At 71.3% G+C, this 13,154-nt stretch carries 12 protein-coding genes; 3 read left to right on the top strand and 9 right to left on the bottom strand.

Annotated features, from left to right (window positions below):
* Positions 1-114 precede the first annotated feature (114 nt).
* Positions 115-1,047: a 2,3,4,5-tetrahydropyridine-2,6-dicarboxylate N-succinyltransferase gene (gene dapD, locus ACSQ2D_RS05780; RefSeq protein ID WP_435985028.1), complete on the top strand. Its 933-nt coding sequence runs from the start codon at positions 115-117 to the stop codon at positions 1,045-1,047.
* 52 nt (positions 1,048-1,099) lie between these two features.
* A complete protein-coding gene (locus tag ACSQ2D_RS05775; protein ID WP_435985027.1) occupies positions 1,100-1,972 on the top strand; it encodes a hypothetical protein in 873 nt (290 codons plus the stop codon).
* A 58-nt stretch (positions 1,973-2,030) separates the two neighbouring features.
* On the opposite strand, the gene ACSQ2D_RS05770 is transcribed toward ACSQ2D_RS05775, so the two are convergent.
* The 4 genes from ACSQ2D_RS05770 to fdxA all read right to left on the bottom strand — a co-directional run bounded on the left by ACSQ2D_RS05770 (position 2,031) and on the right by fdxA (position 5,353).
* Positions 2,031-2,381 carry a hypothetical protein gene (locus ACSQ2D_RS05770; protein ID WP_435985026.1) on the bottom strand — a complete coding sequence of 117 codons (351 nt, stop codon included), beginning with the start codon at positions 2,379-2,381 and terminating at the stop codon, positions 2,031-2,033.
* 78 nt (positions 2,382-2,459) lie between these two features.
* A complete protein-coding gene (locus ACSQ2D_RS05765) occupies positions 2,460-3,740 on the bottom strand; it encodes a citrate synthase (protein WP_081633811.1) in 1,281 nt (426 codons plus the stop codon).
* A 147-nt stretch (positions 3,741-3,887) separates the two neighbouring features.
* The gene (gene dapC / locus ACSQ2D_RS05760; RefSeq protein ID WP_435985025.1) at positions 3,888-5,024 is read right to left on the bottom strand and encodes a succinyldiaminopimelate transaminase; all 1,137 of its coding nucleotides are present in this window, start codon (positions 5,022-5,024) and stop codon (positions 3,888-3,890) included.
* Positions 5,025-5,026: 2 nt separating this feature from the next.
* Positions 5,027-5,353, bottom strand: coding sequence for a ferredoxin (gene fdxA / locus ACSQ2D_RS05755; RefSeq protein ID WP_020143133.1), 327 nt, complete (start codon positions 5,351-5,353; stop codon positions 5,027-5,029).
* A gap of 64 nt (positions 5,354-5,417) precedes the next feature.
* On the opposite strand from fdxA, the gene ACSQ2D_RS05750 reads away from it, so the two are divergent.
* Positions 5,418-6,548 (top strand): GNAT family N-acetyltransferase, encoded by a 1,131-nt coding sequence (locus ACSQ2D_RS05750; protein ID WP_435985024.1) that lies wholly within the window; start codon positions 5,418-5,420, stop codon positions 6,546-6,548.
* Positions 6,549-6,588: 40 nt separating this feature from the next.
* Here ACSQ2D_RS05750 and ACSQ2D_RS05745 read toward each other — a convergent pair whose 3' ends face one another.
* From ACSQ2D_RS05745 to typA, 5 genes are all read right to left on the bottom strand, one after another.
* Positions 6,589-6,783 carry a hypothetical protein gene (locus ACSQ2D_RS05745; protein ID WP_435985023.1) on the bottom strand — a complete coding sequence of 65 codons (195 nt, stop codon included), beginning with the start codon at positions 6,781-6,783 and terminating at the stop codon, positions 6,589-6,591.
* Positions 6,750-8,315 (bottom strand): VanW family protein, encoded by a 1,566-nt coding sequence (locus ACSQ2D_RS05740; protein ID WP_435985022.1) that lies wholly within the window; start codon positions 8,313-8,315, stop codon positions 6,750-6,752. The genes ACSQ2D_RS05745 and ACSQ2D_RS05740 overlap by 34 nt, the downstream gene beginning before the upstream one ends.
* 109 nt (positions 8,316-8,424) lie before the next feature.
* Positions 8,425-9,357 carry an N-acetyl-1-D-myo-inositol-2-amino-2-deoxy-alpha-D-glucopyranoside deacetylase gene (gene mshB / locus ACSQ2D_RS05735; protein WP_435985021.1) on the bottom strand — a complete coding sequence of 311 codons (933 nt, stop codon included), beginning with the start codon at positions 9,355-9,357 and terminating at the stop codon, positions 8,425-8,427.
* 94 nt (positions 9,358-9,451) lie between these two features.
* Positions 9,452-11,224: an ABC transporter substrate-binding protein gene (locus tag ACSQ2D_RS05730; RefSeq protein WP_435985020.1), complete on the bottom strand. Its 1,773-nt coding sequence runs from the start codon at positions 11,222-11,224 to the stop codon at positions 9,452-9,454.
* A gap of 7 nt (positions 11,225-11,231) precedes the next feature.
* Positions 11,232-13,130: a translational GTPase TypA gene (gene typA, locus ACSQ2D_RS05725; RefSeq protein ID WP_435985019.1), complete on the bottom strand. Its 1,899-nt coding sequence runs from the start codon at positions 13,128-13,130 to the stop codon at positions 11,232-11,234.
* Between the last annotated feature and the right edge of the window lie 24 nt (positions 13,131-13,154).

The following is a 13,154-nucleotide window of genomic DNA, read 5'->3' as shown; positions in this document are numbered from 1 at the left end:
ATCCGGAGGTCACCACGTCGTGACGGCAGCGGACCGCCGGGCCGCGACCGTCCCGGTGACCACGGGTCGGGTCCGCGTGACACCGGCGCCCGCCGGCCCCATATCCTTGCGGCCATGTCGGAGCGCAACGCATGGGGACACGGACTGACGACGACCACGGACGACGGGCAGGTGCTCGACACGTGGTTCCCGCAGCCGGCGCTCGGTGAGCGCCCGGCCGACGCGGCCGTCCCCGAGGGCCTCGACGCCCTCGTCGGCGCCGACGAGGCACGCCGCGTGCGCACCGAGGTCCGGCTCGTCGAGATCGACCTCGACGCTCCCCCGGCCGACGCGCCCGACGCCTACCTGCGCCTGCACCTGCTCTCGCACTGCCTCGTCGAGCCCAACACGATCAACCTCGACGGCGTCTTCGGCGCGCTGCCGAACATCGTCTGGACGAGCGCGGGTGCCTGCGCCGTCGACGGCTTCGAGCAGACGCGGATGCGGCTGCGGGCCCGGGGCCAGCACGTCGCCGTCTACGGCGTCGACAAGTTCCCGCGGATGACCGACTTCGTCGTGCCGCAGGGCGTTCGCATCGCCGACGCCGACCGGGTGCGCCTCGGTGCCCACCTCTCGGCCGGCACGACCGTCATGCACGAGGGCTTCTGCAACTTCAACGCCGGCACGCTCGGCACCTCCATGGTCGAGGGCCGCATCGTCCAGGGGGTCGTCGTCGGCGACGGCTCCGACATCGGGGCCGGCGCCTCGATCATGGGCACCTTGTCCGGTGGCGGGACGGAACGCGTCAGCATCGGTGAGCGTTGTCTGGTCGGAGCCAACGGCGGCATCGGCATCGCGCTCGGGGACGACTGCGTCGTCGAGGCCGGGCTCTACGTGACGGCGGGCACCAAGGTGACCCTGCCCGACGGCACCGTGGTCAAGGCCAGGGAGCTGTCGGGGTCGAGCAACATCCTGTTCATCCGCAACAGCGTGACCGGTGCCGTCGAGGCCCGCGACCGTGCGGGGACGGGCATCACCCTGAACGCCGCACTGCACGCCAACGACTGACCCAGACCGGACACCACCGGTTCAGACCAGAGCCGGACCACCCGAGGACCCCATGCCGAAGAACCGACCGGGCCCGACCCTTGCCGACTCCAGGGGCCGCCCCCGTGCACGTCGCCGACGCCGCTGGGTGCCGATCCTGCTCGTGGTCGCCGTCGTCGGCACGGCCGGCTGGTTCGGCGCCCGCTTCCTCATCCAGAGCGTCGTCAACCCGGAGTGCACGATCAAGGCCGGCGGGATCACCGAGACCTTCGACCCCGACCAGACCGCCAACGCCGCCCTCATCGCGGCCCTGTCGATCGAGCGCGGGATGCCGCCGCGTGCGGCCACGATCGCGCTGACGACCGCCTTCCAGGAGTCGAAGATCCGCAACCTGCGCTACGGCGACCGCGACTCCCTCGGCCTGTTCCAGCAGCGGCCGAGCCAGGGCTGGGGCACGAAGGAGCAGATCCTCGACCCCGTCCACGCGACGAACGCGTTCTACGACGCTCTCGAGAAGTACAAGGGCTACGAGACGGCCGACATCACGAAGATCGCGCAGCGCGTCCAGAAGAGCGGCTTCCCCGAGGCCTACCGCGACCACGAGGGCCAGGGCCGGGTGCTCGCCTCGACGCTGACCGGGCACTCCCCCGCCGGTCTGACGTGCCGCCTCGACGCCGTCAAGTCGAGCCTCACGCCCCAGCGCGTCGCGAGCGACCTGTCCGAGCAGATGGGCGTGACCTCGGTCCGCCCCGGCGAGGGCTCCCTCACCGTCACGGCCCGCGACCGCACGACCGCGTGGGCCGTCGCCCAGTGGGCCGTCGCCCGGGCCGAGATCTACGGGGCGAGCAAGGTCAGCATCGGTGACCGGGTCTGGGACCGAGCGGCCGGTGACGAGGGCTGGTCGGCCGGCGCGGACGGCACGACGGTCACGATCGAGCTCGGCTGAGCCGGGCGGCATACGCCCTCCGCCCGCTCCCGGAAGGATCGGTACGGCCGGGGCTGCGTCAGCCGGACACGCGGTCGAGCTGCTGGAGCAGATCGTGCGCAGCCAGCTCGACGTCCTTGTGCCGCCACTCGCTCGCCCGGTAGACGCAGGCGATGAGCGCCGTGCGGTGCACGCGTCGGAAGTCCCCGACGACGAACGCGTAGCGCGCCTTGGTCCCGTCGTTGGCGCCCTCGGTCAGGCCGAGGTGCCAGGCGGCGTAGTCGTCCCACGAGTGCCGCTCGAGGTAGGCGTTCTGCGCCTCGGCGTCCGGCTGGACCTGACCCCAGTCGCTGTCGAGGACGTACTGGCGGGCGTCGATGAGCTCGCGGCACCGGGCGACGGCCGCGTCGTTGACGAGGTACTTGGCCATCGCCCCATCATGCCGATGCCCCCGTCCCTGGAGGGGCGGGGGCATCGGACGGATCGTGCGGGACCCGAGGGCGGACCGTCAGGCGGGGTAGCTGCGCTGGGCCTCGCCGGTGTAGATCTGGCGCGGGCGGCCGATCTTCGTCTCGGGGTCGGTCATCATCTCGCGCCACTGGGCGATCCAGCCCGGCAGGCGGCCGATGGCGAAGAGCACCGTGAACATCTTCGACTCGAAGCCCATGGCCTTGTAGATGAGGCCGGTGTAGAAGTCGACGTTCGGATAGAGCTTGCGCTCGACGAAGTAGTCGTCGGCCAGGGCGATCTCCTCGAGGCCCTTGGCGATCTCGAGGAGCGGGTCGTTCTGGCCGAGCTTCTCGAGGATGTCGTCGGCGGCCTTCTTGATGATGGCCGCGCGCGGGTCGTAGTTCTTGTAGACGCGGTGCCCGAAGCCCATGAGGCGGACACCGTCCTCCTTGTTCTTGACCTTCTCCATGAACTTCTTCGGGTCGTCGCCCGACTCGTGGAGCTTGCCGAGCATCTCGAGGACGGCCTGGTTGGCGCCGCCGTGGAGCGGGCCGGACAGGGCGTGGATGCCGGCCGAGACCGAGTTGAAGAGGTTCGCGTGGGCCGAGCCGACGAGACGCACCGTCGAGGTCGAGCAGTTCTGCTCGTGGTCGGCGTGCAGGATGAAGAGCAGGTCGAGGGCCTTGGCGACGGTCGGGTCGACCTCGTAGGGCTCGACGGGGTAGCCGAACGTCATCCGCAGGAAGTTCTCGACGAACGACAGCGAGTTGTCGGGGTACATGTACGGCTGGCCGACGCTCTTCTTGTGCGCCATGGCCGCGATGGTCGGCAGCTTGGCGAGGAGGCGGACGGTCGAGATCTCGACCTGCTCCTGGTCGAAGGGGTCGAGGCTGTCCTGGTAGAACGTGCCGAGCGCCGAGACGGCCGAGCTGAGCACGGGCATCGGGTGCGCGTCACGCGGGAAGCCGTTGAAGAACGCGCGGAGGTCCTCGTGCAGCATCGTGTGCCGGCGGATCGAGTCCTCGAAGCGGGTCAGCTCCTCGGGCGTGGGCAGCTCGCCGTAGATGAGCAGGTAGGAGACCTCGACGAACGTGGACTTCTCGGCCAGCTCGGCGATCGGGTACCCGCGGTAGCGCAGGATGCCCTCGTCACCGTCGATGTAGGTGATGGCGCTCTTGCACGACGCCGTGTTGACGAAGCCGACGTCATAGGTGACGAGGCCGGTCTCCTTGAGCAGGGACCCCACCCCGAGCCCGTCGTTGCCCTCGACGGCGTCGACTCCCGGGAACGTGAGTTCCTTGTCTGCGACCTTGAGTGTCGCGTCCACTGCCTTCGTCACTGTTCCTCGCCTCCTGTAACTCCGGCCCAACGGCGCCGGACGTATCCGCGAGCGACGTTACCCCAGCGCCGGGTCCGCTGAGAAAACAGGTCCATCCCATACCACCGCACGACGCAGCGCCCGAACGGGGGCGAAACGACCTCGGAGTCAGAGCCGGGAGCAGGCGGCGGCGATGCGTTCGTCGGTGGCCGTGAGCGCGATGCGCACGTGCTGGCCGCCGGCTGCGCCGTAGAACGAGCCCGGCGCGACGAGGATGCCGCGGTCGGCGAGATCGGAAACTGTTGCCCAGCAGTCCTCCTCGCGGGTGGCCCAGAGGTAGAGCCCCGCCTCGGAGTGGTCGACGCGCAGCCCCGCTCGCGCGACGGCCGCGAGCAGCAGCTCGCGCCGGTGGGCGTATGCCGCCCGCTGCGCCTGCACGTGGGTGTCGTCACGCAGGGCGACGGCCATGGCGTGCTGGACGGGTGTGGGCATGATCATGCCGGCGTGCTTGCGCACCTCGAGGATCGCGCCGACGAGGGCCGGGTCGCCGGCGACGAACGCGGCGCGGTAGCCGGCGAGGTTGGACTGCTTGGACAGCGAGTAGACGGCGAGCAGACCCTCGTGTGAGCCGCCGCAGACGTCGGGGTGCAGGATGCTCGGCGTCGCCGTGCCGACCTGGCCCTCGCGCCAGTCGAGCTCGGCGTAGCACTCGTCGCTGGCGACGACGACGCCGTGCCGGCGCGCCCACTCGACGACCTTGCGCAGGTGCGGGACGCCCAGCACCTGGCCGTTGGGGTTGCCCGGACTGTTGAGCCACAGCAGCTTCGGCGTCGTGGCGGCCGTGAGCGGGCCGAGGCTCGTCAGCGACTGCGCGACGACACCCGTCGCGCCGGCGATGCGCGCGCCGATGTCGTAGGTCGGGTAGGCGACCGCCGGGATGCCGACGACGTCACCGGCGCGCAGCCCGAGCAGGGTCGGCAGCCAGGCGACGAGCTCCTTGCTCCCGATGGTCGGCAGCACCGCGTCCGCGCTCAGGCCGGGGACGCCGCGGCGACGCTCGAACCACTCGCAGATCGCGGCCCGCAGGTCGGCGGTACCGACGGTCAGGGGGTAGCCCGGGGCGTCGGCCGCGTCGGCGAGCGCCCGGCGGACGACCTCGGGCGTCGGGTCGACCGGCGTACCGACCGACAGGTCGACGATGCCCTCCGGATGCGCGACCGCTCGCGCCTTGTACGGCGCGAGCGAGTCCCACGGGAAGTCCGGCAGGTCGAGCCCACGCACGGAGGCGAGGGGCACGCCGGGCACGGTCACTCGTCGTGTTCCTGCGGCGGCAGTGCCTCGATGAGCGGGTGGTCCTTGTCGATGACGCCGAGCTTGGCGGCGCCGCCGGGGCTGCCGAGGTCGTTGAAGAACTCGACGTTGGCGTTGTAGTAGTCGGCCCACTGCTCGGGGACGTCGTCCTCGTAGTAGATCGCCTCGACGGGGCACACGGGCTCACAGGCGCCACAGTCGACGCACTCGTCGGGGTGGATGTAGAGCGACCGCTTGCCCTCGTAGATGCAGTCGACCGGACACTCCTCGATGCAGGCACGGTCCTTGAGATCGACGCAAGGCTGGGCAATGACATAGGTCATGGGGAGCGGACCTCCTGCTGTGGAGCGTTCGGGAGCGGATGCTGCACCGCCTAGTATGCCGGACATGAACGGCGAGCCCACGCACGGCCCCACGGATGAGACCGACCCGGAGACGACGTCCTCGGAGGACACCCCGAAGGGCCCGGAGGCGGCTCCGCTCTCCCCCGCCGCAGCCACCGACACCCCCGGCCACCGCCTGACCGCGGGCCTGACGATCGGCAGCAGGGTCGTCGTGCGCTACCGCCTCGCCGAGGGCGCGGAGGCCGCCGCCACCGACTTCCTCGGCGAGCTCGTCGCCCGCAACGACGACTTCCTCATCGTCGACACGAAGACGGAGCGGGTGAAGCTGATCCGTGCTGACGTCGTCGCCGCCAAGGACGTGCCGCCGCCGGCCAGCCGCCCGGGCCGTGCACACGAGCGGGTGTCGGTCGACGACCTCGAGAAGCTCATGGCCAAGGGCTGGCAGGCGCTCGACCGCGGCGGCATCGGCGACTGGGTGCTCCGAGCCTCAGACGGCTTCACCGGTCGCGCCAACTCGGCGCTCGTCGTGGGCGACCCGAGCCTGCCGCTCGACAAGGCCATCGACTTCGTCGAGAGGTGGTACGCCGAGCGCGACCGCCCCCCGATCTTCCAGGTCAACGGCGAGCGCGGGTTCGCCGTCGACGAGATCCCTGCTGCCGCAGCGCTGCTCGCACGCGGCTACGCCATCGGCGGCGGTCGCGACGACTGGCAGCGCGTGCTCGTCATGACCGGCCTGTCCGCCGCCGTGCCGCCGCTCACCGAGGCGTCCGCCCCGGTCACCGCCGACGCCGAGCTCAAGCTCGACTGGCTCATGAGCTACGGCGAGCAGCGCACGATCGTGCCGGGCGCCACCGAGGCGGTCCTCACGGGCAGCGACGGGCAGCTCTTCCTCTCGGTCACCGACCCCGAGACGAAGCGCATCGTCGCCCTGGCACGCATGGCGATCCACCCCGGGTGGGCCGGCATCTTCGGCCTCTGGGTGCACCCCGAGCACCGCCGCAAGGGCCTGGCCACGACCGTCGTCTCGGCGATCGCCATGGTCGCCCGCGAGAACAACATGCCCGCGATCTACCTGCAGGTCTCGGCCGACAACGCCGACGGCGTCGCGTTCTGGGAGGACCTCGGGTTCGGCGTGCACCACGAGTACACCTACCTCGCCCGACCGACCGCCTGAGGGCCGCGGAGCGTCGGAGCCTCCCCGACCCGGTCCTGGGTCACGGCGGCGTGGCGGCGGGGTTCGTGCAGATGATGCGGTCCTCGGGCACGTAGTGGGTGCTGACCGGCTCGCTCCTGACGAGGGTGCCCGACCCCGGTCGGTACCACTGCCGGGTCACGGTGACGTCGAAGCCCGGGTTGGCCTGCTGCGGGTAGCACTTCAGGCTGTTGGTGCGAATCGTCTTGGGGGGCACGACGTTTCGCCGTGGACCCTTGACCGACCTGATGTCCCACGTCTTCGTGCTCCACACCCGTCCGTGGACGTAGCCGCCCTCGACCCAGGTCTGAAGGAGCATCCCGTAGGGGGTTCGTTCTTCCACCTGTTGTCGATCGTCGGCCAGTAGACGGTGGCCTCACGGCCCTCCGGGTAGCGCGGGATGAAGAACGCGTGGGGGCTGAACTCGAGGAAGTCGACGCCGGCGAAGTACGCCATGTTGTAGACGACCGTGGACACCTGGCTGATGCCGCCACCGGTGCCGCGCGTCAGCCTGCCGTCGATGATGACGGTGCCGTCGGCATACCCCTTGTCCTCGGTGCGCTCGCCGAGGATCCCGTTGAGGCTGAAGGTGCCCCCGGGTGGCACGTAGGTGCCGTTGATGCGCTTCGTCGCGACGACGAGGTTGTTGGTGCGCGTCGTGTCGTTCGTCGGGAAGGGCGAGCGGAAGTCGACGACGAGGCTCGTGACACCGGCCTTCTGGGCGTCCTGGGTCGTGAAGGGCGGCCGGGCGACGGCCGGGCGCACGTCGACCGTGCGGTCGGTGCCCGAGATCGCGGCGACGACCCGCTTGGCCACGGCGTCCTCGTCGACCGTCAACCCGTCGACCGAGGGCAGCAGTCGCGGCCTGCCGTTGTCGGGCTCGAACACCCAGCGGGCGTTGCTCGCCGCGCGGGTCGTCACGGTCACCTTGCCGGCGACGAGCCGGGCGAGACCGGGCTCGTCGAACGTCGGCGTGAGACCACCGGACCCGTCGGGCACCACGGAGACCATCGGGGCGTACTCGGCCGGGGCGACCAGGACGCGGGTCGAGCCGGACACGAGGGTGAGCGGCCGCGACATCGCCGTGCTGCCGAACTGCGAGCCGACCTGCTGGACGACGTCGGCGCTCACGGCGGGGGGCACCGGGCGCACCGCGGCCGTGGCCCGGGTCGAGTCGGGAAAGGCCCGGCGCAGCGCGAGCTTCGTCGCAGCCACGTCGAGTGCGCTCCCCGGCACCGGCATGTCGACCGCGACGGAGCCGCCGGGGAAGGTCACCCGGCCCTCCACGGGCGCGACGGCCAGCCCGGGCGCGAGCCGGTCGAGGTAGGCGGTGAGCGCCTCGTCGTCCGCGTTCGTCAGGAGCGGCGCCCGCACGGACCCCGTGAGCTTGCCCCAGACGACCCGCGGGTCGAGCGTGAAGCCGGTGAGCCCCTCGAGGGAGCGCTCGGCGTCGACCGTGAGGCCGGCGTCGCGCGGGACGACCTGCAGCGGCTCCGCGCGCCCCGCCACGGTGAGGGCGATGGGCGTGTCGAGCAGCGACCGCGAGGCCTTGTCGATGGCCGCCCGGGCGGACTCGGACGTCATCCCGCCGACCCGGATGCCGCCGACCGACACGGACGCGGGGACGTGCTGCGAGGACCACACGCAGAGGCCCGCGTAGCCGCCTCCGAGGACGACCGTGGCCACGAGCAGGCGCAGCACGGTCGAGCGCCGCTCGCGGCGCGTGTCGTCGGACCAGTCGTGGGCCATCGGTTCTCCGGGGAGGGGACATCGTGTGGCACGAAGGTAGCGCCGCCGATGTCCGATGTCGGCGAAGCACCACGAGGTGTCGGCTCCGTGACGAGATCGTTGTTCTCGGTCAGGCGAGCAGGCCCGCCTCACCCGGCTCGACGGGACCGCCCACGGTCTCCCAGGTGAGCGGGTCGACGCGGCGGAAGCCCTCGCGGGCCGTCGTCCGCGCGGCGACGAGGTTGGAGAGGGCGTGCACGTCCTCACTCGCGACGATGACCTGCGTCGCGTGCTCCCGCAGCGCATCGTTCTGGACCGCCCGCGCGTCCTCGTCGACCACGGCGTGCGTCACGCGGTCGTCGTCGACGACCGAGGGCGGGAACGGGTCGTCGGCGGCGGGAACGACGAGCCGCGGCGGCTCGGGCGCCTCCGGGCCGAGGTCCTGGCGGCTCCACCACGCGGCGGTGTCGAGCACGGCGGGGTCGGCGGCGGCCAGCCAGGCGCGGTCCTCGCGGGCCCAGCCGACCGGCGTGAGGATCTCGTAGACGCGCTCGGGCCGGTCGGCGTCGTCGAGGATCTCGAGCGCGCGCCGCGTGACGCGGTGCGTCTGGACGTGGTCGGGATGGCCGTAGCCGCCGTGCTCGTCGTAGGTGACGACGACGTCGGGCCGCAGCTCGCGCACGAGGTCGGCGACGAGACCACCGGCCATGTCGAGGTCCGCGGCCGCGAACGCCTCGGGCCGGGCGGCGGCGGCCGAGCCCACCATGCCGGAGTCGCGGTAGCGCGAGAGCCGCCCCGACGCCTCGTCGGCGCCGAGGACGTGCGAGACGGCCCCGATCCGCGCGAGGGCCCGCGTCAGCTCACCGTGCCGGTACGGCCCGAGACGGTCGTCGGGGTCGCCCTCGAGGTCGGCCAGCCCCGGCGGGATGACCTCGCCCTCCTCACCCAGGGTGCACGTCAGCACGTGCACCTCGTCGCCACGTGCGACGTGGTGGGCCATGGCGATGCCGCACGTCAGCGTCTCGTCGTCGGGGTGGGCGTGGACGAAGAGCAGTCGGGGCACGGTGGTCCTCTCGGGTCGTCGGCGGCGCGTCCAGCGCGTCAGAGTGTCAGCGTGTCAGCGTGTCAGCGTGTCAGCGCGTCAGCGCGTCAGCGCGTCAGCGCACGGACACGGTGGCGAGGTCGACGATGCCGCCCACGCTGTGGTCCTCGTAGATCTTGACGCCGGCGCCGTGCAGGTAGAGGGCTTTCGTCGCCGACAGCGCGATGTAGCCGCCCTCGTCGCGGATCGCCCGGTCGGCCTGCTCCCACACCGTGGCCCGTGCGGCCGGGTCGGCGGTGACGTCGGCCTTGTCGATGAGCGCGTCGACGGCGTCGCTGCTGAAGTAGCCGACGTCCTGGCCCGGACCCGACGAGTCGATGTTGATGCGCGGGTCGAAGAGCGCGGGCAGCACCCCTCCGGCGGACGGCCAGTCCGGCGTCCACACCCCGCGGAAGACGTCGTAGGAGTCGACCGACGTCGGCTTCTCGATCGTCTCGTAGTACTCCTCGGGCGGCACGCCCGTGAGCTCCACCTCGAAGCCCGCGCGCTCCCACCCGGCGGCGAGGGCGGCATACGCCTTGTCGCCGAGCACGGAACGGGCGTAGACGACGCGCAGCGGGACGGGGAGCTTCACGCGGGCCTGCTGGAGCACCTTCCGGGCGCCCTCGGGGTCGCCCTCGACCCCGAGGCCGGGCGGGGGCGTGACGGACTCGGGATCGACCGTCGGGGACAGGACCGACCACGTCGGGGTGCCCGCGCCCTCGCCGCCGGTCGCGGTGACGTAGGTCGCCCGGTTCGTCGAGAGGGACAGCGCCTTGCGCACCGCCGGGTCGGACATGACCTTGCTGCGCATGTTGACGGCGAGGTAGTCGACGTTGCCGGTGTAGGGGAAGGTGAGCCGCGCCTGGAGGGCGGTGCCCGCCTGGTTGCGCAGGGTGGGGCTCGCCTGGACCCACGACACGGCGTACGCGTCGTCGTCCTGCTGGTTGAGCAGCCGCTGGATGACCGTCGACTCCCCCAGCCCGGAGGTCACGTGGATCTCGTCGGGGTAGGCCTGCCGGATCGGGTCGGTGCGCGGGTCCCAGTGCTCGTTGCGCACGAAGGTGCCGCCCTTGCCGACGACCCACGGCTCCTTGAGCCGGTAGGGGCCGCTCGACATGACGGCATACGACGCCTTGTCGCTCCTGGTGTCGGACGACACCTTGCGCGGTGCGAACTCGGGCAGGGCCACGATGTGCGGGAAGTCGGGCTCGGCGTCGCGCAGCCGGAAGGTGATGGTGCGGCCCTTGCACGACACGGCCCGGTCGAAGTCGGACTGGTGGGCCGCGTCGGACGGCCCGGCGTAGACGGGCTTCTCGAGGCCCTCGGGCGTCACCTTCGTCGGCATGGCGAGCAGGTAGCTCGCGTAGTTCGTGCCGCCGACGTGGGTGCGGCGGTCGAAGGTGCGGGCGACGCCGTGGCGCACGTCGTCGCACGTGATCGGCGAGCCGTCCTGCCAGGTCAGCCCCTCGCGCAGGGTGAAGGACCACGTGCGCGCGCCGTCGCTCGGGGTGCCGGTGTCGGTGGCGAGGTCGGCCTCGACGTCGCGCTGGTGCTCACCCGTGCCGTATGCCGTGAGGCCGCGGGCGAAGGTGCGCTGGGCGAAGAACGCCTCGGGCCCGACGTACATCAGCTGCGGGTCCCACGTCGCGATGGTGCCCGAGACGAGGACCTGCAGGGTGCCGCCCGGCTGGGGCTGCCCCGCCGACGCCGACGGGGCGGCCCCCAGGGCTCCCTGGGTGCTCGTGGGGTCGCTCGACCCCGTGCACGCCGCGGCGCCCGCTGCCAGGACGGCAGCGACGACCGCGACGGCCGACGACCTCCTCAGCCCGCGCACCACGTTGCGCACGGCTCGGTCAGCCCTCGGCCTTCGCCGCCGAACGCGCACGGGACGCCGTTCGGGCGCGCTCGCCGGCGTCGAGGACGACCTTGCGGATGCGGACCGACTCGGGCGTGACCTCGACGCACTCGTCCTCGCGGCAGAACTCGAGGCTCTGCTCGAGGCTCAGCTTGCGCGGCGGCACGATCTTCTCGAAGTTGTCCGAGGAGGAGGCGCGCACGTTGGTGAGCTTCTTCTCCTTGGTGATGTTGACGTCCATGTCGTCGGCGCGGGAGTTCTCGCCGACGATCATGCCCTCGTAGACCTCCGTCGTCGGGTCGACGAAGAGCGTGCCGCGCTCCTGGAGGTTGACCATCGCATAGGACGTGACGACGCCCTTGCGGTCGGAGACGAGCGAGCCGCTCGTGCGGGTCGTGATGGCGCCGAACCACGGCTCGTAGTCCTCGAAGACGTGGTGGGCGATGCCCGTGCCGCGCGTCTCGGTGAGGAACTCGGTGCGGAAGCCGATGAGGCCACGGCTGGGCACGAGGAACTCCATGCGGATCCAGCCCGTGCCGTGGTTGGTCATCTGCTCCATGCGGCCCTTGCGGGCGGCCATGATCTGCGTGATCGCGCCGAGGAACTCCTCGGGGGTGTCGATCGTGAGGCGCTCGACGGGCTCGTGCACCTTGCCGTCGACCTCGCGCGTGACGACCTGCGGCTTGCCGACGGTCAGCTCGTAGCCCTCGCGGCGCATCTGCTCGACGAGAATGGCGAGCGCGAGCTCGCCACGGCCCTGGACCTCCCAGGCGTCGGGTCGCTCGGTGTTGAGGATGCGCAGCGACACGTTGCCGATGAGCTCCTTGTCGAGGCGGTCCTTGACCATGCGCGCCGTGACCTTCGAGCCGCGGACCTGGCCGACCATCGGGCTCGTGTTGGTGCCGATGGTCATCGAGATCGCGGGCTCGTCGACCGTGATGAGCGGCAGCGGGACCGGGTTCTCGGGGTCGGCGAGCGTCTCGCCGATGGTGATCTCGGGGATGCCGGCCACGGCGATGATGTCGCCCGGGCCCGCCTGCTCGGCCGGCTTGCGCTCGAGCGCCTCGGTCATGAGCAGCTCGGTGATCTTGACCCGCTGCTGCGAGCCGTCGTGGCGGCACCACATGACCTGCTGGCCCTTCTTGATCGTGCCGTTGAAGACACGGAGCAGGGCGAGGCGGCCGAGGAAGTTGGAGGCGTCGAGGTTGGTGACGTGCGCCTGCAGGGGCGCCTCGTCGTCGTAGGTCGGCGCGGGGATCGTCTGGAGGATGGTCTCGAAGAGGGCCTCGAGGTCCTCGCCCTCGGGGAGGCCACCGTTGTCGGGGCGCTCGAGCGATGCGCGGCCTGCCTTGGCCGACGCGTAGACGATGGGGAAGTCGATCTGCTCCTCCGTCGCGTCGAGGTCGAGGAAGAGCTCGTAGGCCTCGTCGACGACCTCGGCGATGCGCGAGTCGGGACGGTCGACCTTGTTGATGCAGAGGATGACCGGCATCTTCGCGGCGAGGGCCTTGCGCAGCACGAAGCGGGTCTGGGGCAGCGGGCCCTCGGACGCGTCGACGAGCAGGACGACACCGTCGACCATCGACAGGCCGCGCTCGACCTCACCACCGAAGTCGGCGTGGCCGGGGGTGTCGATGATGTTGATCGTGACGCCGTCGTCGAGACCGCGGTCCTGGGCGGCCTTGCCCGTGTAGTGCACCGCGGTGTTCTTCGCGAGGATCGTGATGCCCTTCTCGCGCTCGAGGTCACCGGAGTCCATCGCGCGCTCGTCGACGTGCTGGTGCTCGCCGAACGCGCCGGACTGCCAGAGCATCTTGTCGACGAGGGTGGTCTTGCCGTGGTCGACGTGGGCGACGATGGCGACGTTGCGGATGTCCGCGCGGGTCTTCATGGGCATGAGGGACAGTCTCTCAGGGTTTCG

Source organism: Terrabacter sp. LjRoot27 (genome assembly GCF_964254175.1).
Taxonomy (GTDB): domain Bacteria; phylum Actinomycetota; class Actinomycetes; order Actinomycetales; family Dermatophilaceae; genus Terrabacter.
This window is presented reverse-complemented; position numbering and strand designations above follow the sequence as displayed.